The following is a 20995-nucleotide window of genomic DNA, read 5'->3' on the forward strand; positions in this document are numbered from 1 at the left end:
TGCCTTCAAACCCTGGCTGTTCGTCGACACCGGTTTCAAGCGCGCAGATCGCCCGGGAACGGCGATCTTCGTCCTGGCCATCATGGAATCGAAACGCCGACTGCGGCTGCCGCCGGATACCTTTCGGCTTCCCTGGGAGGAGCAACTGCAGCGTGCCCAGCAGGCGGTGCGACGGCACATGGCCGAGAGCGGGGGGGAGGTGCCACTCTGGGGACGCATCCAACGCTACCTGTTTTGTTACGCTGAAGATCGCAAGCTGGAACTCTCGCCGAGCGGTGAGGTGGTAGGCGACGCCTCGGACGCTGGGATCTCACAGGCCAGCATCACGCTGAAGGGCAAGCCGGTGTCCTTCCTGGCCGCTGAGGGAGGCGATGCGACATGAGGTGTCGCATGGGGGTGCCATGCTGAGGCTTCACGCTGCCCCCGAATTGACAAGGAGCCAGACCATGGCTGACAACCCCACCCTGCAAGATCGTTTCACCGGCTGTCTGCTGGGGGGCGCCGTGGGTGATGCCCTGGGCGCGCCGGTAGAGTTCATGAGCCGCCAACGGATCCTCGAGCGCTTCGGCCCGCAAGGCATCAGCGAGTACGCGCCTGCCTTCGGGGGACTCGGGCGGATCACCGACGACACCCAGATGACGCTGTTCACCGCCGAGGGGCTGTTGCGCGCCGATGTGCGTGGCAGCATGCGAGGCATGTGCCATCCGCCTTCCATCATTGCCCATGCCTACCTGCGCTGGCTGGTGACACAGGGGGGAGAGCCAAGCGCAGAGATGCGCCGGCTCCTGGACGCCAGTCTCGAGGAGGCGCCAGGATGGCTGATCCAGCATCGCGATCTGCATCATCGTCGTGCCCCGGGCAATACCTGCCTATCGGCGCTGCAAGCGATGCCGAGCCTGGGGGACAAGGCAATCAACAACAGCAAGGGCTGCGGCGGGGTGATGCGGGTCGCGCCGGTAGCCCTGTACCTCTGGCCTATCAAGGCCGAAGGGCGCGCCTTCGACCTGGCATGCGACGCGGCTGCCATCACCCATGGCCACCCCTCGGGGGTCCTGCCGGCCGGTGTGCTGGCGGAAGTGATCCTCCAGCTGCTCCACGGCGAAACGCTACCCAAGGCCCTCGAGCTCGCTAAAGCTGAACTGCAGAACCATGACGACCATCTGGAAACCCTGCAGTTTCTCTCCACCGCCATCGAACTGGCCAATTCAAACCTCTCCCCCGAACAGGCCATCACCTTTCTCGGTGAGGGCTGGGTCGCCGAGGAAGCACTGGCCATCGCCGTCTACTGCGCCCTCGTTGCTGAGGACTTCCGACACGGTGTGATGCTGGCCGTCAACCACGATGGCGACTCCGACTCCACCGGCGCCATCGCCGGCAACCTCCTGGGTGTGATGCACGGGGTCAATGCCATTCCAACCTCCTGGCTGGAACCGCTGGAACTGCGCGAAGTTATTATCGAGATGGCCCAGGATTTGCTGGCCGTCAACAGGTGGGATGTCGACGAGATCGGCGGTGAGGACAACGACTGGGTGTGGGAGAAGTACCCGGGATTCTGAGCGCAACCGCTTGTTGGCAGCAACACGTCAGGTGTTGCACTCGGTCATCGAGACGGCAATTCCAACATTCGGCATAGGAGGCCTGCATGTATGATCTCATCGGCGATATTCACGGCTACGCCACCCCGCTGAAGCAATTGCTCGAAACTCTCGGCTATCAGGAATCGCAAGGTCTCTGGTCGCACCCCGAGCGCCAAGTGATCTTTCTCGGCGACTTCGTCGACCGTGGCCCCGAGCAAACCGAGACCGTGCGAATCGCCCGAGCCATGGTGGAGGCCGGCACGGCCTTGGCGGTGATGGGCAACCACGAGTTCAATGCCGTGGCCTGGGCCAGCGAGGATCCCAAGCGACCCGGTGAGCCCCTGCGCGCCCACACCGACAAGAACCGCCACCAGCACCAGGCCTATCTGGACCAGGTGGGGGAGGGTAGTGCTCTACACCGTGAGCACATCGCCTGGTTCAAGACACTACCGCTTTACCTGGATCTCGATGGCCTGCGCGTCGTGCACGCCTGCTGGGACCCGAAGTCCCTCGAGTCGCTGGATGAACACCTTGATGACCAGCAGTGCATCCTGCCGGATGCCTGGCCGGAACTGACCCGCAAGGACACCCCCGCCTACGAAGCCCTGGAAACCCTGATCAAGGGCCTGGAGATCTCCCTGCCGGCCGGCAACGAGTTTCTCGACAAGGACGGGAACCCTCAGCACAACATCCGTACCCGCTGGTGGGAACTGGAGGGCATCACCTACCGTGACCTGGCCATGGTACCGGCCGAGGCCATCCATCTGATCCCCCACGACCCGATCCCCGAGGACCTGATGCCTGGCTACTTGGGTGACAAGCCGCTCTTCGTCGGGCATTACTGGCGCTCCGGGACTCCCGAGCCGTTGACCCCGCACATCGCCTGCCTCGACTACAGCATCGCCGGCCGGGACTTCGAGCCCGGTGAGACACCCAAGCTGTGCGCCTACCGCTGGGATGGCGAGCGCGAGCTGGATGTCGAAAAGTTCATGTGGGTAGAGCGTCATGAGTGAGTGATGCAGGCATAACCGTCCAAACCCTAGGGCGCTGGTTAGGTAGTCCAATGGATAGGGTTCACATCACTGTGAGCCAGTCGAGGAGAGTGATAACCTAAGCCAATAGAATGACTCCACAAGGCAACAAATGGACTTAGCGACATAGGATGTCGGACCTGCCAGCCAACGTCTCCGGCACAACCTCTTTCGCTTCCTAGTTTTTGAGTCGGTTCAGGAGGCTGGTATGCAGGCGCAGGGTATGCAAGCGCGTTACGCCCCCGGGGCGCGGGTGTTGATTCGTGATTGCGAATGGATCGTGCGCCGGGCAGACCCCAGCGACGATGGTGGTTACATCCTGACCGTAGACGGTTTATCGGAGTTGGTGAGTGGCAAGAGCGCCCGTTTCCTCACCCAGCTGGAGGAAGAGGCCGACGCCATCCGCGTGCTGGACCCCGCCGAAACCCGCTTCGAGCAGGACCTGACCCCCGGCTTCGAGAAGAGCCGCCTGTTCATCGAGACCCAGCTGCGCCAGATCACCCCAGCCGACCAGAGCATCCACCTGGGCCACAAGGCGGCCATGGACCCGGTGCCCTACCAGCTGGACCCGGCGCTGCAGGCGCTCAAGCAGAACCGCCAGCGTATCCTGATTGCCGATGCCGTGGGCCTGGGCAAGACCCTGGAAGCCGGCATTCTGATGACCGAGCTGATGCGCCGGGGCAGGGGCAAGCGCATTCTGGTGCTCACCCTCAAGAGCATGATGACCCAGTTCCAGAAGGAGATGTGGAACCGCTTCACCATTCCGCTCACCCGGTTGGATTCCGCCGGCCTGCAGCGGGTGCGCAACAACATCCCGGGCAACCACAATCCCTTCTACTACTACGACAAGTCGATCATCTCCATCGACACCCTCAAGCAGGACAACGAGTACCGCCGCCACCTGGAGCAGGCCTACTGGGACATCATCGTCATCGATGAAGCCCACAACGTGGCCGAGCGGGGCTCAAGCTCCCAGCGGGCCAAGCTGGCACAGCTGCTGGCAGGCCGCTCGGATACGCTGATCATGCTCTCCGCCACGCCCCACGACGGCAAGGCCCGCAGTTTCGCCAGCCTGATGAACATGCTGGACCCCACCGCGATCTCCGACCCAGACGATTACGCCAGGGAAGACTTCCGCGACAAGGGCCTGGTGATTCGCCGCTTCAAGAAGGACATCCGCGACCAGGTACAGCAGGAGTTCAAGGAACGGGTCGTGAAAGACATCACCCTGAATGCCTCGCTGGAAGAAGAGGCCGCCTACCAGGCCCTGTTGGATGTGCCTTTTACCTACCGCGGCGAGCACTCGGCGGAGCGCAACGGCCAACTGGTGCGCATCGGCCTGCAGAAGTCCCTCTTCAGCTCCCCGGCGGCGGCCCGGGTATCGGTAGAGCAGCGCATCAAGAAGCTGAGCCACAAGGATGAGACCAGCGACGACGAACACCATGAGATCCAGGCGCTGCACTCCCTGCTGCTGGCCCTGCGCAATGTGGATGCCGCCCACTTCCGTAAATACCAGGAGCTGCTGACGCTTCTGAAAAGCAGCGACTTCGGCTGGAAGAAGACCAATACCGAAGACCGCCTGGTCATCTTCAGTGAGCGCATCGAAACCCTCAACTGGCTCGAAGGCCAGCTGATGGGCGACCTGAAGCTGAAGGAAGACGCCGTACAGATCCTGCACGGCGGCATGAGCGACATCGAGCAGCAGGAGATCGTCGAAGCCTTCGGCAAACCGGAAAGCAAGCTGCGGGTGTTGCTGTGCTCCGATGTGGCCAGCGAAGGCATCAACCTGCATTACCTGTCGCACCGGCTGGTGCACTTCGATCTGCCCTGGTCGCTGATGGTGTTCCAGCAGCGCAACGGCCGGGTCGACCGTTACGGCCAGACCGAAGAGCCGATCATCACCTACCTGATCAACCGCAGCGACAATCCCACGGTGAAGGGCGACCAGCGCATCCTGGAAATTCTGAAAGAGAAAGACGAACAGGCCTACAAGAACATCGGCGACCCCGCCACCTTCATGAAGGTGCACGATGCCGACGCCGAGGCCGCCCTGACCGCAGAGGCCATGGCCACCGGCACCAGAGCCGAAGAATTCGATGCGAAATACCAGCCCGACGACAGCAACGAGGGCGACGACCTGCTGGCGCTGTTCCTCAACCCCGAGGCGGCCAACTCGTCAAGCCAGGGTCTGAGCAACGAAGAGGAGGGCGAGCCGCCCACCGTGGAGCGCTATAGCCTCTTCGAGAGCGACTACGACTTCGCCCGCCAGGCACTGGAAGCCATCAACCGCGAACGCAAGCAGGTGAGCTTTACCGCCAACAACGAGCGGCAAACCCTCACCCTGACGCCACCGGATGATCTGGAGTATCGCTTCCGCTTCCTGCCGTCGGAAATCAGCCCGGAAAACGGCAGCCTGGTGCTCACCGCCGACAAGGCCCGCTTCGAAGACGAAATCCGCCGCAGCCGCCAGGACGAAAACGCCTGGCCCAAGCTTCACTACCTCTGGCCCCAGCACCCCGCCATCCAGTGGCTGGAAGACAAGCTGCTGGCCCAGGTAGCCCGCCACAGCGCCCCGGTGCTGGCGCTGCCGGACATGCCCCAGGTCAATGCCGCCCTGCAACCGGGCGAAGCCGTGTTCCTGGTCAGCGGGCTGATCCCCAACCGCAAGTCCCACCCGGTGATCTGGCAATGGTTCGCCATCCGCTGCCAGAACAACCGGGTGACCGACGTTCAGAGCGCCGAGGCGTGGCTCAAGCAGCTGCAGTTGGGCAGCAAGCTGCCCAATCGCGCTCAGCCGCTGGATATCAGCGCCCTCGAAGCCCTTCGCCAACCGGTGATCGATTCAGCCCAGCGGCAGATGGCGCAGCACCAGGCCGACTTTACCGCCGCCACCCGGCCGGAGCTGGACAGGCAGCTGGCCGAGCTCAAGGCCCTCCAGGAGCGTCAGGTCAACCAGCTGGAACGGCAGCTCGATCGCTCCTCCCAGGCCGAACACTTCAAGGCCAGCCGCCGGGAAGAGCGGCTGGGCCGCATCGAAAAGGTCTTCGATGACTACCGCGCCTGGGTGCAGGACACCCTCACCATCGAGCCGGTCCCGTTCATCCAGACCATCGCCGTGTTCACCCGGGAAGACGACTGACAGGCCCGGTCAGGGCAAAGGAGCAGAACCAGATGGCCGTTCAGGACACCGCCGCCACCTTCATCGGGCTAACCAACGACAACGAATTCTTCAGCGCTCACTACCTGGCGGAAGTCTTCCAGGGCGATTTCGCCGACACCATCAAGGAATGGGATGCACTCGAGGAGCAGGCGAAACAAGCGGGGAGTGACTACATCACCCCCCACCGCGCCCTGCGCAACCTCAACCAGAGCTACTTCGCCCTGCGCCACAGGCTCAAGAGCGAGCGCAGCGCCACCGAGCGCATCCGCCTGCAGCGAGACTTCTTCAAGGACCTCACCGCGGTGCTGGGCATCCCCTATCAGCCAGAAAACCGCGAGGCCGCCCCCAACACCGAACTGCCCGTGCTCAGCTCGCTGGGCGACCAGCTCTGGGTGTTAGGCGCGCTGGATGCGAATAACGAAGGGGAAGATCCGCTCTCCCTGGAGCTGCACAGCAACCAGTTCCTCGGCCCCGGCCCGCACCACGACAAGCTGAAGAACACCAGCTGGTACGGCATCCTCAACGACGCCGTGTTCCGGCAGTCGACGCCTTGCAACGAGAATCCGCCGCGCTGGGTCCTCTTGTTGAGCGATCGCCAGGGCATCCTGATCGATCGCTACAAGTGGTCCCAGAACCGCATGCTGCGCTTCGACTGGGAAGAGATCCTTGGCCGCCGCGACGACAAGACCCTCAAGGCCACCGCCGTGCTGCTGCACCGGGAAAGCCTGGCCCCCAGCGAGGGGCAGTGTCGGCTGGACAGCCTGGATGAAAACAGCCACAAGCACGCCTTCGCCGTCTCCGACGATCTGAAATACGCCCTGCGTCAGGCGATCGAGCTGCTGGGCAACGAGGCCGCCGAACAGCTCATCGAGCAGGCCCGCGAGCGCAAGGAAGGCATCTACAGCGGCCACAACGCCCTGGATGCCGACCAGCTCTCCAAGGAATGCCTGCGCACCATGTACCGCATTCTGTTCCTGTTCTACATCGAGGCCCGGCCGGAACTCGGCTACCTGCCCAGCAATGACGAAACCTGGCGCCAGGGCTACAGCCTGGATAGCCTGCGCGATCTGGAAAGCGTGCGCCTGACCACCGAAGAGAGCCGCCGCGGCCACTACTTTCACCACAGCCTGCAGCGCATGTTCGGCCTGATCTATCACGGCAACCAGGCCAGCCGCCAGGGCGACCAGCTGCACGCAAGCACCGCCAACGCCTTCACCCTGCAGGGCCTGGACAGCCACCTGTTCGACCCCGCCAAGACCCCGCTGCTCAACCGTGTCACCTTCAGCAATGACACCCTGCAGCAGGTGATCCAGAGCATGTCGCTCACCCGCCCCATCACCTCTGGGCGCGGAGGAAAGAAGCGCCGGGGTCGCGTCAGCTACACCCAGCTCGGCATCAACCAGCTCGGCGCCGTGTACGAAGCCCTGCTCAGCTACCGCGGCTTCTTCGCCACCGAAGACCTCTACGAGGTCGCCCCCAGGGGCCAGAACATCAACCCGGACGAACTCGATACCGGCTACTTCGTTACCCAACGCCAGCTGGACGAGTTCGATGAGAAAGAGCGCGTCTACGACAAGATCGATGGCAAGCTCAGCCTGCGCCTGCACCCCAAAGGCAAGTTCATCTACCGCATGGCGGGGCGTGACCGGGAGAAATCCGCCAGCTACTACACCCTGGAGGTGCTCACCAAGAGCCTGGTGAAGTACACCTTGAAGGAGCGCCTGACCGACGAGGTCACCGCAGACGAGATCCTGACGCTGACGGTGTGCGAGCCCGCCATGGGCAGCGCGGCGTTCCTGAACGAGGCCGTCAACCAGCTCGCCGAAGCCTACCTGACCCGCAAGCAGCAGGAGCAGGCCGAGCGCATCCCTCATGAGGATTACCAGCGCGAACTCCAGCGGGTAAAGATGCACATGGCCGACCACAACGTCTATGGCGTCGACCTCAACCCCATCGCCGTGGAACTGGCCGAGGTCTCGCTGTGGCTCAACGCCTTGAGCGGCGGCCACAACGTGCCCTGGTTCGGCTACCAGCTGTTCACCGGCAACAGCCTGATCGGCGCCCGCCGCGAGGTCTATCCGGTACGGGCGCTCAAGAAACAAGCCAAGGAGGGCTACTGGTTCAACCAGGCCCCGCGCCGCCTGCCACCTGAGACACTGCTGAGCCAACCGGCAGGCGCCCAGATGTCCGGGCGAGGGGAGGAGGGCGCCAGCGCGGGTCGTCGTCCCAATGAGATCTACCACTTCCTGCTCCCCGACCCCGGCATGGTCGGCTACAGCGACAAGGTCGCCAAGCAGCTGCGGCCAGGCGCTTTCAGAAAGATCAAGGACTGGAAAAAGGCCTTCTGCGCCCCGCTAGACGACAGCGAAATCAAGACCCTGCAACTGCTCAGCGACGCCGTCGACCGCCTGTGGCGCGAACACACCCAGATGCTCGCCCAGGACCGCAAGCGCACCACCGACAGCTACGGACTCTGGGGCCAGCAGGGCGGCGACGAATACCACACCAGCACCCGCGAAAAGGACGACATACGCACCGGCGGCATCTTCAACACCAACGCCCGCATCGCCTCACCCTATCGCCGCCTGAAGCTGGCCATGGACTACTGGTGTGCCCTCTGGTTCTGGCCGCTGGATAACGTCGACCAGCTGCCCGACCGTCAGAAGTGGCTGTTCGACCTCAACACCATCCTCAACAGCGCCGGCACCTTCGATTTTGCCCCGGAGCAGGAGAGCCTGCTGGAGGCCGGCGCCGATGACGCAAGCGCGGGGCAGGGCGATGACTTTGCCAAGCCCGTGGAAGACCTCTTCGCCGCCGATGACCCCCAGCAAACCTTACGTGCCGAAACCAGGCCCGAAACAAAAGCCGCCCGGGACGTCAGCAACCAGCGCGGCGAGCTCAACCTGGAAAAGCTGTTCAGGAATCCGTTCTTCAATACCCTGGCCATCGCCAACCAGCTCGGCGAACACTTTCGCTTCTTCCACTGGGAGCTGGCCTTCGCCGACCTCTTCGCCCAGCGGGGCGGTTTCGATATCACCTTGGGCAACCCGCCCTGGCGCAAGGTGGAGTGGCAGGAAGGCGGCGTACTGGGTGACCACAACCCGCGCTTTGTGCTGCATAACCTCAGCGCAACGCGCTTGGTGCAGGAGCGTGAAATCGCCTTCGAACGTAGCCCGGAACTGGAAAACGCCTGGTTTGCCGAACTGGCGGAAGCGGAAGGTTCACAAGCCTTCCTCAACGCCACACAGAACTACCCGCAGCTCAAGGGCGTGCAGACCAACCTCTATAAGTGCTTCCTGCCCCGGGCCTGGGCTAATGTGAACAGCCACGGTGTTAGTGGCTTTCTGCATCCTGAAGGGATCTACGACGATCCCAAGGGGGGAGGGTTCCGGAGTGAGCTTTATCCGAGGCTGCGCGCACTTCCAGTTCATCAACGAGACCAAGCTGTTCGCCGAGGTGCACAACCAGACGCTCTTCAGCATCAATGTCCACGGCCCGTGCAAAACCCCCGGGTTCAAGCACGTCTCGAACCTGTTTATACCCGGCACCATCGATATGTCGTTTGCCCATGATGGCAATGGCCAGGTGCCAGGCATCAAGGAGGAAATGGAGCTGCCGGATGGGCGGGTGAAGGTGAAATGGAACTTCGATGGCCACCGCGACCGCATTATCGAAATCGGCCAGCATGAACTGGCGCTATTCGCCCAGCTCTATGACGAAGCCGGCACCGATGCCCTGGAAGCCCGCCTGCCGGCCCTGCACGCCCGGCAGCTCACCAACGTACTGGAGAAATTCGCCGCCCAGCCCCGGCGGCTAGGCGACTTGAAAGGGCAGTATTTCTCTACGGTGATGTTTGACGAAACCTACGCCCAGCGCGACGGTACCATCAAGCGGGATACCCAGTTTCCGGAAGGCCCGGAGCAGTGGGTGCTCTCCGGTCCCCATTTCTTCGTCGGCAACCCGTTCTACAACACCCCGCGTGCGGTTTGCGACACCAACAAGGCCTACGACAAACTCGACCTGCAAACACTGCCGGATGACTACCTGCCGCGCACCAACTACGTACCTGCCTGCGAGCCTGCCACCTACCGCGACCGCACTCCGCGCGTGCCCTGGGTAGAAGAGGGCGAGCATCGGGTGCGGTTGGTGACGGAGTATTATCGGTTTGTGAACCGAAGAGATGTATCGCCATCATCTGAACACACGATGATTCCGGCGATTGTCCCACCGGGACCTCGGCACATTCTTACTGTCTTTGCTACAGCCTTTGATAACCAAGTAAAGATGCTGGATTTTACTGCAGTTTGCCTGAGCATGCCTGTTGATTTCTTTATAAAATCGACCGGGAAAGGGCATATCCTGCGTGAGTTGCTCGACCTGATCGCTATCCCTAAATTTGGATCAATGATACGAGGTGCTTTACATAGCCGTGTACTGGCGATAACCAGTCTCACAAGCCACTACGCCGACCTCTGGCAATCCAATTGGCAAGATAGCTTCCTTCAGCAGCAGTGGGCCGCCGCTGATCACGTCCCCGAGAGCGCCTTACCAAGGGGCTTTTTCGCCAACCTCATCCCCGAATGGCAGCGCCAAAATGCCTTGCGCAGTGACTACGCCCGCCGCCAGGCCTTGGTGGAAATCGACGTCCTCGTCGCCCGGGCGCTGGGCCTCACCCTGGAAGAGCTGCTGACGATCTACCGCGTCCAGTTCCCGGTGATGCGCCAGTATGAAGCCGACACCTGGTACGACCAGAACGGCCGTATCGTCTTCACCCCCAGCAAAGGCCTCGTCGGCGTCGGCCTGCCCCGCAAGGCCAAGCCCGCCGAGCTGAAGGAAGGTACCCACTACTCCATCGAATCCCCCGAGCGCACGGACTCTTCACGAAATTATGGCATCCCCCTCGGCTGGGAAGTCATCAAGGACATGCAGGAAGGCGTCGTGCGCAAAACCTATAAAGACGACACCCTCCCCGACGGCCCCTGGGAAACTACCGTGGAGTACAAGGCCCCGTTCTTCCGCCCGGATCGGGAGGAGGACTATCGGGTGGCGTGGGGGATTTTTGAGAATGAAAAGAATTTGGCATGAAGCCAAATGCCGTGGCCGCAAGAGCCACAGAATGTACGGCGCCATGATGGTGCCAATTAACGCAAAGGAAAAAAGGGAACATGAAAATGAAAATGCACAAGTTGACAACTGCTATCGCTACTCTGTCCATTATGACTGGGTGTGCCACAATCGTCGGCGATAAGGAACAGACGGTAACGATTAACAGCAGCCCGAGTACCGCCAATGTAATGATCACCGATGAGCGCAGCATGGAAGTGCACTCAAGTACTACACCTACTACAGTCCAGCTGCGTAAGTCAGATGGGAGCTACTTCGGCGGCAAGACCTACACTGTCGAGATTTCCAAGGATGGTTATGCAAGCCGCACCATGATGATTAACTCCAGCCCCAACGGTTGGTATATCGGCGGTAACCTGCTCTTCGGTGGCCTCATTGGATGGCTGATTGTCGATCCGCTTACCGGCGCCATGTACAACCTGACACCAGATTCAATTAACGCTTCACTTGGTGAAAGCGTCGCTTCCAACTCAGACGGAGTCTCAGAAATCACCTTGGTGCTTGTCGAGGATGTGCCTTCACACATGCGCGACAAGATGCAGTACCTCGGAAAGATCTGATCTTGCGCTGGCACCGCCTTCGGGTGGTGCTTTCCTGTAGCTAAAAGGGTTAGTAGCAGGATTTCAAGATTGGTGATACGAAGTTGCCAACAAATCAATAGAATAACCGTAGGGAATTTATACATGAATCCGTTGAAGACAATCGTCGCACTCGCTCTCCTCGTTGTCATGACGGGTTGCGCCTCGGTCAATATGGCGCCAAATCAAGAATCAACCCAAGCGAAAGAGTTTGTCTATCCAGAAGGAGGAAAGGCGGGCGTTTACGTTTTTAGGAAGGACTCCCCGTTTGGTGCTGCCTTGAAAAAGGATATCTGGATCAATGGCGAGTGTATCGGTGAAAGTGCCCGCGGGGTGTTCTTTTATCACCAGGTCGAAGGGGGGCAGGAGCATGAGGTCGCGACTGAGTCTGAGTTTTCACCCAACACCATGACTTTGTTCGCTGAGGCCGGAAATAACTACTTCATCGAGCAGTATATCCGGATGGGTGCCTTCGTCGGCGGTGCCAACATGCGACAGCACGAGGAAGAGAGCGGTATGCGGGAAGTGAACAAGCTTGACCTGGCCGCGGGCGGCAACTGTAGCCGCGAACTCTAGATGTGAAATGGGCGCCGCCATTGTGTGCGGCGCTTACGATGGCGGAGTGCGACATGAAGAAATACGAGGTCTACCACCACCCCGAAGACCGCCACGAAGCCGTCAAGCTGGGCTGGTCCTGGCCAGGCTTCTTCTTCGGACCCATCTGGGCCTTGGTCAAGAAGATGTGGGGCCTCGGTGCGGGCCTGCTGGTCGCCGTGATCGTACTTGCCATGTTTCCTGTCGACACCGGCATCGGTGCCCTGGCCGCACTGATTTCTCTCGGGGTCTATGTTGCCTGTGGCATCAACGGCAACCGCTGGCGAGAAAAGCACCTCGCCAACCGTGGCTATGATCATGTGGATACCGTCTCGGCATCGAATCCCGATGGGGCCGTTGCCCTCTACACAGAAAAACCACTTTAGGCTAATCGCAATGTGCTGTCAGTCTGATAAATCATCAAGGTCGTTTATCTAAGGAATGGTGGATGTCATTTTTTGGCGATTTAAAAAGAACCACAAAAGCGACTGTAGGAGCTGTCAGCAAGGGTGTCGAACTTCTGACCTTCGCGGCTGAAGAGATAGATAAAAGCGCCGGAGTTTTGGTCCTGAAGTCTGAATGCTATCGGCTCGAAGCTGAGCTGCGTAGCTTGAAAAGCCGTAATTTAAGTTTATCAGAGATCCGAGATGTTAGAGGAAAGCTAATCGAGGCATATCGGCTGGCTATTCCTGAGGTTGGCGACTTTGATCGTCGGAACATTGCTTCAAAGCTCGAAGCTATGCTTGTTGAGTCAGGTAGGGCTGAGATTGGATGTGTCGTTGATAGAATAAAGTTTAAAAGATATTCTCTCGAGACTGCATACAGCGGGTCACCGGCTTCGAAGATTCGTTCACTTAATGCGTTGAGGTTAGATTATTCTTTGCTCATTAGCCTGGCTGATAAGCTTTCCGATAAGGATTTGGTTTCAGATGCAAGAAAAAGGATCAGTGAAATCAATGCTGACGTGATTGAATTTGAGAAGTTGAGGTTTGAAATTACCACCGATGCTTATCGTGAAGGCCAGAAAAAAAGTGTGGTGAGAAAGTGCGATGGTGCGCCGCATGGATTATCTGAATTCTGGTATGAGTCTGGTCAGATATGGAAAAGAATGAACTACCAAAACGGACATCCAGAAGGGCGCTGCATTCTTTTCAGGAAAGATGGATCTGTTTTGATCGAAATAGATATAAACCAATCTGAATCCAAGATGGCTCAAAAGATATATTTGAGTGGAGGTGAGAAAATTCTCGATGGTATTCTTTCTCATGGAAGCGGCGAATTAAATGTCTGGTTGTGGAATGGCGTTTATGTTGGCCGTGCTGTCTATAAGGACGGCCGGATATCAAGGGCGTTATTTTTCGTTGGTGTTGTTTTAAGACCTAAGGTATGGGTTTCGTTATATTCTGCTTACAGGCGCAAAGAGGTCAGGATATTATTTGATGAAATGTTGGAAGCTGCAAATGAATACGCTCTTTTCGCTAATGACTTTGCAAAGTGATTCTAGATTTTATGAGCCTGAGGAGTTGAGATGAACCCCGCTATATTGCTTGAAGATTTCTTGAGAAGCCAGGAGGCACAGGGCGTGACCTTCCTGTTTTTCTGGCTGATCATAATTGCTTTTATAAGCGCCCTGTTTTTCTATCGTGCCGATCGAATGCGCGGTTTCACACACTATGCGCCTAATCTGCTGACATCACTTGGTATCCTGGGTACTTTTATCGGTATCGTGATCGGCCTTATGCATTTCAATCCTTCCGATATCGACAGTAGCATTTCACTTCTGCTCGGTGGCCTTCAAACGGCTTTCATGACCAGCTTGCTGGGCATGGCGGCCGCGATTGCCTACAAAGTGGTAACGACTAGTGTTCCTCTTATGCAACCGAAGACTGTCGAAGGCATTGGTCCTGATGAGGTAGGGCCAGAGGATATTCATGCCTCTCTTCAAGCCCAGTCAGCGAGCCTTGAAAAGCTGCGACATTCCATCGCCGGAGATGAAGATAGCTCGCTGTTGTCCCAATTAAAACTCCTCCGATCAGATAACCGTGATCTGGGAGACAAGCTTGGGATGATTGATGAGACAGGAAAGAAGCAGCTGGATGTAATGGTCGAGCTTCACAGGCACTCAGAGCAACAATCAGAGCGTTTTGAGCGTTTTACTCACGACCTTGAGCAGCAGCTCAAGGATTTTGCAGAAATGCTTTCTCGATCTGCTACTGAAACAGTTATCAATGCTCTGAAGGAAGTCATTGTTGATTTCAATAACAACCTTACGGAACAATTTGGTGATAACTTCAAGGCACTGGATGCTTCCGTCCAAAAGCTGGTTGAGTGGCAGGAGAATTACCGAGGTCAGCTTGCTGATATGAAGGACCAGTATGATCACGGTGTTCAGGCAATCACTCAGACTGAACAGTCGGTTGCCCACATCAGCGAGAAGGCAGGGTCCATTCCCGAGACCATGGGGGGACTGAAAACGCTTCTTGAGACCACTCACCATCAGCTCAATGAATTGACCAACCATCTTGAAGCGTTCAAGGGAATGAGAGATGCGGCTGTCGAAGCTGTGCCCATGATTCGTGAGCAGGTGGAGCATACCGTGCGTGATGTATCCGGTGCTGCACAGAGTGCAAGCGAACACTACAAGAAGCTTCTGGATGATTCAGATAACTATATTGAAGCTCATGATTCCATGCTCCAGGAGTTCCTCAAAAAGTTTCAGAGCACCACGCAGGAAGGTGTTGAAAAACTTAGTGATGATCTTTCAAGTAGTGCGAAGGATGCTGCAGAGAAGATTAGAGATGGAGCTGCCAAAGCTACTGAAGTCCTCATTCAGGGTTCCGAGTCAGTGAACCAAAACTTCGACAACGTAGCCCGCAGTCTAAACCAATCATCAGTTACTCTCGCTTCAACCTCTGAGCAAATAGCTGAGCAACTGGAAGAAGCCCTTAAGGACGTTAATAGCCATGTACGTAACATGGGTGAGACGTTGACCAAGGAAAGTCAATCGCTGAGTCAGACGCTTACTGATGCCGGCAAGCAGACAGAGCAGCATATTACCACTGTGCAATCTCAAGTGAATGAGAGTATTGAGCAGATGCAGCAACGGCTTGCGCGTTCAGTAGAAGAAATGACCAGCATGCAGACACGTCAGATGAATGAGGCCTTCCAGCAGATGGATGGTGTAATGCGTCAGGCAGTGAAACTTACCGGTGAAAGCGTCAACTCACAGCTTAAATCTATTGATGAAAGCATGCAGCAAGAACTGGAGCGTGTTTTGACAGAGATGGGACGTGCGTTGATTCAGATTTCAGGCCGTTTTACAAACGACTATCAGCGGCTGACTCAGCAGATGCACCAAGTTGTTCAATCGGCTAATAGCGAGCAGTACACCCGATGAGCCAGTTAAAACGTCTTTTTGGAAAAGGCCACGGTGGTGGCAGCGGTGATGAGCATCATTGGCTTTCAGTATCAGATCTGATGGCTGGATTGATGATGGTGTTCCTGTTCATATCCATCGCCTTGATGCGGCACGCACTACTGGAGCGTGATCGTATCAAGGAGGTTGCCGTGGCCTATCAGGAAAACCAGGTGGCTATTTATGATGCATTGATGGACGAGTTTCGAGATGACCTTGATGCTTGGGATGCCAATGTAGACGACGAAACACTGGCCTTTACATTTCAGTCGCCAGATGTGCTTTTTGCCACCGGTTCAGTAGCTCTTCGACCAAGATTCCAAGATATTCTTGGGAATTTCTTTCCCAGATATTTGAATATCCTCCTGGATTTTTCGGATTCAATAAACGAGGTGCGCATCGAGGGGCACACCAGTAGTGTATGGGCAGCTGGTTCGACAGATGCAGAAGCCTATTTTAACAATATGGAGCTTTCGCAGGGCAGGACTCGCTCAGTTCTTGATCATCTTTATAATCTCGAAAGAGTTTATGATCATCAAGGATGGGTGAAGTCGAATATTGCTGCTGTTGGGTTTTCATCTTCCCGAGTAATTCTGGATGAAGGCGGAGACGAAGATCCTGACCGGTCCAGGCGTGTGACTTTTAGGGTGATTACCAATGCTGAAACTCAAATTCGTCAGATTCTGGAAGGTACCTGATGAAGTTAAAGGTTGATCTCAGCGAACTCTTTGCTGCTGCTAATCGCATGGGGCCTCCGGTCGAGGATGAGTTTGTGCTCGATGTTGAGCGTGAGCCTTGGGAAGATAAACTTGTTGGCGATGGTATCGAGCTGGAAGATATTGGCGAGCTTGATGCTGAAGATGGACTGCTGTCTTATCGCGGAAGACAGGTTCTTCTCTATATTCAGGATCATGGCAGTAAAGTTCAGGAAGCCTTGCTTGATTCTGAGTCTGGTAAGAGATATCACGTATCCGAGTGCAGAACTATTCATGATATGAGGAATAAGGGGCGCTTTGAGAGATATGTGGTGACCAATGATATTTCGGGTGAGTTTCATATCACTGGCTATGACTATATGTCTCGTAAGCCTGTTGAGGGGAATGCAGCACTTAAGGTCTGCAAAAACTGTTTAAAATACCTTAATTACAAGGGTTATAGCAAGCCGGGTAATTATTCGGCTTTCATGAGCTTTGATCTTGACGAGTTCTTCCAGACTTATAGCTCATTCTTCTCCCACCATCCGCGCCGTAGAATGGGTGAAAAAGAGGGTTATACTCGCGACTGGGCTGAAATTTCTCGTTCGTATCGGCAGTCACGAAATTATAAATGCGAAAAATGTAGTGTCTCACTTATTAATCGCCCTCAACTACTCCATGTTCATCACGTCAATGGTGTTAAGAGCGATAATTGTCTAGATAATTTGAAGGCGTTATGTGCTGATTGCCACAGCAAAGAGGCCTTTCATGAAGGAATGTATGTTTCACACTCCGATCGTCAGGCGATAATGCGGCTTCGTCAAGAGCAGCACTTTGATGAGCCAGATAACTGGCAACAGGTCATGGAGTTGGCAGATTCAGGGCTCAGAGGATTTATTGAGCAGTGTCGCGCGGAGCGACTAACTATTCCTGAAGTAGGCCTTGATATTACTGACGTGAACGGTGAAGTTAAGGGTATGCTTGAGCTTGCCTGGAGGAAAAATATGGTTGGCATTGCTATTGATGAAGAAGATAGAAATTTTGCAATAACACAGGGCTGGAAGATTTTCAGTGTTCATGGCGCTATTGACAAGTTTCACCAAGTCAAGGAGGTTCTTTGAAAAGACCTTAACTCTTGGCACTGGCTTGGGGAACGGATAATCAGCTAGTAGATAATCAGCTAGTAGTTGTGACCGCATGGCGTCCGCACCTTGCCACCGAATACAGCACTGGAGCGTTGCGCTTTGCTGGGCTATTGTCTGTCATAGTAAACTAACCTGGCTTGACCAAGTGGGGGATGTGCAATGGAATCCGTCAATATCCATGAAGCCAAGACGCGGCTCTCGCAGCTGATCGCCCGCGCCCAGGAGGGTGAAGGCTTCATCATCGCCAAGGCGGGCAAACCGATGGTGCGTGTCACTCCCATCGATAGCCCGGAGCCTGGCCATCAGAAGCGCCTGGGGTTCCTGGCCGGACAGTTCAGCGTGCCGGATGATTTCGACCGGATGGCCGAGCAGGAAATCGCCAGCATGTTCGGAGCTTGAGGTGAACCTGCTCCTGGATACCCACCTCCTGTTATGGGCGGCCGCTGAGCCCGAGAAGCTATCGGCCGAAGCGGTGGTGTTGATCACCGATGACGATAACCGGCTCTATTTCAGCGCTGCCAGCCTCTGGGAGGTGGTGATCAAGAATGGCCTGCAGCGGCCAGACTTCCATGTCGATCCCCACCTGCTGAGGCGCGGCCTGATCGACAACGGTTACAGCGAGCTGAGCATCAGCGCCCAGCACACCCTGGGGATAGCGCACCTGCCACCTATTCATAAAGACCCCTTCGACAGGATCCTGGTCGCCCAGGCAGAAGCTGAGGGGCTTTTGCTACTGACGTCTGATGAGTGGGTGGCACAGTACCCCGGCCCCATTCGCCGCGTTTGATCCTTCGAAACCGATTTCAACAAGGACCGCTATGATCCCCGGCCTGCTAGCCAGCGAAGTCTCCGCGGCGCTACGCGAATTCATCGTCACCGGCTATGAAACCGAAACCGCGCCATTCAAGGGCGAGTTCCGCCGCCTGGTGGAGGAGCAGCAGGAGGGCGAGGCGTTCCTCAAGGGCCCTTACGTCTCTGTTGGACTGCCGTTTCTGACTGGCGCTGCCGGCCGGGATTTTTTCCCGAGCCTTGCGACAGAATTTCCGCCTTACGCCCATCAGGAACAGGCCTGGAAGCGGCTCGTTTCCAGCGGCCCGGCGGTGAATACCCTGGTGGCCACCGGTACCGGTTCTGGCAAGACGGAATGTTTCCTCTATCCGGTGCTGGACCACTGCCAGCGAGAGGGCGGCCCGGGTATCAAGGCGATCGTGATCTACCCCATGAACGCCCTGGCCACGGACCAGGCCAAGCGTTTCGCCGAGATCATTCACAGCCAGCCGGCGCTCAAGGGCCTCAGGGTGGGGCTGTTTGTGGGCGGCGATGCCGGTGGCAGCCAGACCATGGGACCGGGGCAGGTGATTACCGACAAGGCGGTGCTGCGCGAGAGCCCGCCGGATGTGCTGCTTACCAACTACAAGATGCTCGACTACCTGCTGATGCGCCCCAAGGATCAGTCGCTGTGGGCCCATAACGGGCCGCAGACCCTGCGCTATCTGGTGGTCGACGAGCTGCACACCTTCGATGGCGCTCAGGGCACCGATCTGTCTCTGCTGATTCGCCGCCTGCGCGCGCGTTTCGATATGACGCCGGATCAGCTGATCTGTGTAGGCACCTCCGCGACCCTCGGGGGAGAAGAGAGCATCAGCGGGCTGCTGCACTACGCCGGCGATATCTTCTCAAGCCCCTTCCGGCGCGATTCGGTGATCAGCGAACAGCGTCAGACCGATTCCGAGTTTCTCGACAACATCGCCTTCCTCTCGCCCAACCCCGAGGTCGGGCCAGAAGACCTCAGGGTCGCGCTGCGCGATGGCCTCTCGGCCTATCTGCACAAGGCCTATGAGCTTTACTTCAGCAAGCCGCCGGGTGACGACCTGATGACAGACTCCGGCCGCACTGCCCTGGGCCGGGAACTGAAGCAGCACGGGCAGCTGGCCAACCTGTTGCGCCAGCTCAAGCTGAGCCCGGGAACCCCGACGTTCCGCGATCTGGCCGAGCGGCTGGCCGCCCAGATTCCCTCTCGCTTGCAGCGTCAGCCCGAGCTCGCGCTGATCGCGCTGCTCTCCTTGATGGCCCACGCGCGGGATGCGGTGGGAAGGGCCTTCGTTCAGCTGCGCCTGCAGCTGTGGTCTCGGGAGCTGCGCCGCATCGTGGGCAGCCTGCGCGAGCCTGGTCCACTTGCAGTCCCCACGGAGGCGCTGGTAGAGGATGACTCGACTAGCCGCCCGCCGCCGCTGCTGTCGTTTGGTGATGACCAGCCGCCCAGGGATCAGCGCCTGGTTCGCCTGCCGCTGGTGCAGTGCCGGGAATGTCACGGCACGGCCTGGCTAACGCGCATGGAGATGAGTCATCCCACCGATCAGGTGGTGGAGACCGAGCTTCAGGCCATCTATTCGGCTTTCTTCGGCCACCAGCAGGAAACGACGCTGCTGCTGCCCTGGCAGCGGGGGGAAGCGCAGTCACCGGCAGGCATGCGGCTGGAGCACTTCCGGGTGTGTCGCGAGTGCGGCACCACCGCCGCGGTGGGGGGCGGTGCGGAGTGCAAGGGCTGCCAGGCCGGCGCTGATGCGCTGGTGCGGGTCAGCAAGCCTCATCAGCTCAAGGAGGTGAAGCGGGGCAGCGTCAACAAGGTGATTCACGAGCACGACTGCCCCTGGTGTTCGGCCCGCTCCGCCCTGGTGGTGTTCGGTGCCCGGGCGGCCAGCCTCAGCGCGGTGGCCATTCACCAGCTGTTCAGCAGCCGCGATAACGACGACCGCAAGCTGCTCACCTTCAGCGATTCCGTGCAGGATGCCACCCACCGTGCGGGTTTCTTCGCCGCACGCACCTGGCAGAACAATGTGCGCATGGCGCTGACGCAGCTGTTGGAGAGCAGCACGGAGCCGCTGCCCCTGCTCGAGCTGCCTGCGCGCTTCGAGGCCTGGTGGCTGAATGATCAGGCGAGTCAGGGGGGTGGGCAGCAAGGGAAAGGGCATCAGGGGCGCCTGACACTGCCGCAATACCTGCGCGAGTTCATGCCCCCGGACAAGCGCTACCGAGCCGATTTTGAATTCTTCGAGCAGTCCGGCGAGGTCGCAGAGCCGGCGCCACTGCTCAAGCTGATTCGCGAGCGGATGCTGTGGCAGGCCCTGGAGGATCTCGGCTGGCGATCCCAGGTGGGGCGTTCACTGAACCGGCTTGGTATCGCGGCCGTGGGATGGCCCCTGGAGCGGGCCAACCAGGCGGCCAACGCCTGGGCCAAGACGGTAGATAACACCCTGGGCTATCGCATTGATGCCGAACCGGCCAATGGCCTCATGCTCGGGTTGATGCAGCATCTGGTCGGCCTCGGGGCGTTTGGTCTGGATGATCTTGGCGCCTACCGCCAGAAGTTCGGAAAAACCTACCTGCTCACTTTCCTCAACTATGCGCCGCCCATCGGGCCCGCCTCGCCGCGTCCGAAGTTTCCCGCGTCGGCCAAGGGGGAGGGCTATGAGCCACTGAGCCATGCCAGTGCCACACAAGCATGGTATGAGCGCTGGCTAGCCTGCCTTAACCCCGCGGCGCTGATCGATCGCAAGCAACTCGAGCAGGGTAAGCGCTCCACGAACCCCATCTTCTGGAGCTGAGTAGCGTCGGGCAGACTGGTGTCCTCTGATGCATAGGAGGACGCCATGAACGAACTGACCTCGACGCAAGC

At 58.1% G+C, this 20995-nt stretch carries 15 protein-coding genes; all 15 read left to right on the plus strand.

All coding sequences use genetic code 11. From position 1 onward, the window contains the following. Window positions 1–82: 82 nt before the first annotated feature. A complete protein-coding gene (locus ACR80S_RS16865) occupies window positions 83–382 on the plus strand; it encodes a hypothetical protein (RefSeq protein ID WP_435403864.1) in 300 nt (99 codons plus the stop codon). A gap of 64 nt (window positions 383–446) precedes the next feature. Beyond that, on the plus strand, window positions 447–1556 hold the full coding sequence (locus ACR80S_RS16870; RefSeq protein ID WP_435403865.1) for an ADP-ribosylglycohydrolase family protein: 1110 nt from the start codon (window positions 447–449) through the stop codon (window positions 1554–1556). A gap of 86 nt (window positions 1557–1642) precedes the next feature. After that, window positions 1643–2590 (plus strand): metallophosphoesterase, encoded by a 948-nt coding sequence (locus ACR80S_RS16875; RefSeq protein ID WP_435403866.1) that lies wholly within the window; start codon window positions 1643–1645, stop codon window positions 2588–2590. 226 nt (window positions 2591–2816) lie between these two features. Further along, complete coding sequence (locus ACR80S_RS16880) at window positions 2817–5747, plus strand: DEAD/DEAH box helicase (RefSeq protein WP_435403867.1); 2931 nt, start codon at window positions 2817–2819, stop codon at window positions 5745–5747. 32 nt (window positions 5748–5779) lie between these two features. Next, entirely contained in the window at window positions 5780–9340 is a 3561-nt protein-coding gene (locus ACR80S_RS16885; RefSeq protein ID WP_435403868.1) for an Eco57I restriction-modification methylase domain-containing protein, read from the plus strand. A gap of 1593 nt (window positions 9341–10933) precedes the next feature. After that, window positions 10934–11452: a hypothetical protein gene (locus ACR80S_RS16890; RefSeq protein ID WP_435403869.1), complete on the plus strand. Its 519-nt coding sequence runs from the start codon at window positions 10934–10936 to the stop codon at window positions 11450–11452. A 123-nt stretch (window positions 11453–11575) separates the two neighbouring features. Further along, the gene (locus tag ACR80S_RS16895) at window positions 11576–12046 is read left to right on the plus strand and encodes a DUF2846 domain-containing protein (protein ID WP_435403870.1); all 471 of its coding nucleotides are present in this window, start codon (window positions 11576–11578) and stop codon (window positions 12044–12046) included. 53 nt (window positions 12047–12099) lie between these two features. Continuing rightward, window positions 12100–12450 carry a DUF2628 domain-containing protein gene (locus ACR80S_RS16900; RefSeq protein WP_435403871.1) on the plus strand — a complete coding sequence of 117 codons (351 nt, stop codon included), beginning with the start codon at window positions 12100–12102 and terminating at the stop codon, window positions 12448–12450. Between the two features lie 62 nt (window positions 12451–12512). Further along, window positions 12513–13562, plus strand: a complete 1050-nt coding sequence (locus ACR80S_RS16905) for a toxin-antitoxin system YwqK family antitoxin (RefSeq protein ID WP_435403872.1) — start codon at window positions 12513–12515, stop codon at window positions 13560–13562. Between the two features lie 30 nt (window positions 13563–13592). Beyond that, entirely contained in the window at window positions 13593–15461 is a 1869-nt protein-coding gene (locus tag ACR80S_RS16910; RefSeq protein WP_435403873.1) for a hypothetical protein, read from the plus strand. Next, window positions 15458–16177, plus strand: a complete 720-nt coding sequence (locus tag ACR80S_RS16915; protein WP_435403874.1) for an OmpA family protein — start codon at window positions 15458–15460, stop codon at window positions 16175–16177. The genes ACR80S_RS16910 and ACR80S_RS16915 overlap by 4 nt, the downstream gene beginning before the upstream one ends. After that, on the plus strand, window positions 16177–17295 hold the full coding sequence (locus ACR80S_RS16920; RefSeq protein ID WP_435403875.1) for an HNH endonuclease: 1119 nt from the start codon (window positions 16177–16179) through the stop codon (window positions 17293–17295). The genes ACR80S_RS16915 and ACR80S_RS16920 overlap by 1 nt, the downstream gene beginning before the upstream one ends. A 183-nt stretch (window positions 17296–17478) precedes the next feature. Beyond that, window positions 17479–17718, plus strand: a complete 240-nt coding sequence (locus ACR80S_RS16925; protein ID WP_435403876.1) for a type II toxin-antitoxin system Phd/YefM family antitoxin — start codon at window positions 17479–17481, stop codon at window positions 17716–17718. A gap of 1 nt (window position 17719) precedes the next feature. Beyond that, entirely contained in the window at window positions 17720–18106 is a 387-nt protein-coding gene (locus ACR80S_RS16930; protein WP_435403877.1) for a type II toxin-antitoxin system VapC family toxin, read from the plus strand. Between the two features lie 31 nt (window positions 18107–18137). Further along, window positions 18138–20924 carry a DEAD/DEAH box helicase gene (locus tag ACR80S_RS16935; protein ID WP_435403878.1) on the plus strand — a complete coding sequence of 929 codons (2787 nt, stop codon included), beginning with the start codon at window positions 18138–18140 and terminating at the stop codon, window positions 20922–20924. The last annotated feature ends 71 nt before the right edge of the window (window positions 20925–20995 follow it).

The sequence above is a fragment of the Halomonas salsilacus genome (assembly GCF_051216275.1).
Taxonomy (GTDB): domain Bacteria; phylum Pseudomonadota; class Gammaproteobacteria; order Pseudomonadales; family Halomonadaceae; genus Halomonas.

Coding starts and splice junctions, on each gene's coding strand:
- ACR80S_RS16865 (WP_435403864.1), top strand. CDS start 83: ATGGAATCGAAACGCCGACTGCGGCTGCCGCCGGATACCTTTCGGCTT.
- ACR80S_RS16870 (WP_435403865.1), top strand. CDS start 447: ATGGCTGACAACCCCACCCTGCAAGATCGTTTCACCGGCTGTCTGCTG.
- ACR80S_RS16875 (WP_435403866.1), top strand. CDS start 1,643: ATGTATGATCTCATCGGCGATATTCACGGCTACGCCACCCCGCTGAAG.
- ACR80S_RS16880 (WP_435403867.1), top strand. CDS start 2,817: ATGCAGGCGCAGGGTATGCAAGCGCGTTACGCCCCCGGGGCGCGGGTG.
- ACR80S_RS16885 (WP_435403868.1), top strand. CDS start 5,780: ATGGCCGTTCAGGACACCGCCGCCACCTTCATCGGGCTAACCAACGAC.
- ACR80S_RS16890 (WP_435403869.1), top strand. CDS start 10,934: ATGAAAATGAAAATGCACAAGTTGACAACTGCTATCGCTACTCTGTCC.
- ACR80S_RS16895 (WP_435403870.1), top strand. CDS start 11,576: ATGAATCCGTTGAAGACAATCGTCGCACTCGCTCTCCTCGTTGTCATG.
- ACR80S_RS16900 (WP_435403871.1), top strand. CDS start 12,100: ATGAAGAAATACGAGGTCTACCACCACCCCGAAGACCGCCACGAAGCC.
- ACR80S_RS16905 (WP_435403872.1), top strand. CDS start 12,513: ATGTCATTTTTTGGCGATTTAAAAAGAACCACAAAAGCGACTGTAGGA.
- ACR80S_RS16910 (WP_435403873.1), top strand. CDS start 13,593: ATGAACCCCGCTATATTGCTTGAAGATTTCTTGAGAAGCCAGGAGGCA.
- ACR80S_RS16915 (WP_435403874.1), top strand. CDS start 15,458: ATGAGCCAGTTAAAACGTCTTTTTGGAAAAGGCCACGGTGGTGGCAGC.
- ACR80S_RS16920 (WP_435403875.1), top strand. CDS start 16,177: ATGAAGTTAAAGGTTGATCTCAGCGAACTCTTTGCTGCTGCTAATCGC.
- ACR80S_RS16925 (WP_435403876.1), top strand. CDS start 17,479: ATGGAATCCGTCAATATCCATGAAGCCAAGACGCGGCTCTCGCAGCTG.
- ACR80S_RS16935 (WP_435403878.1), top strand. CDS start 18,138: ATGATCCCCGGCCTGCTAGCCAGCGAAGTCTCCGCGGCGCTACGCGAA.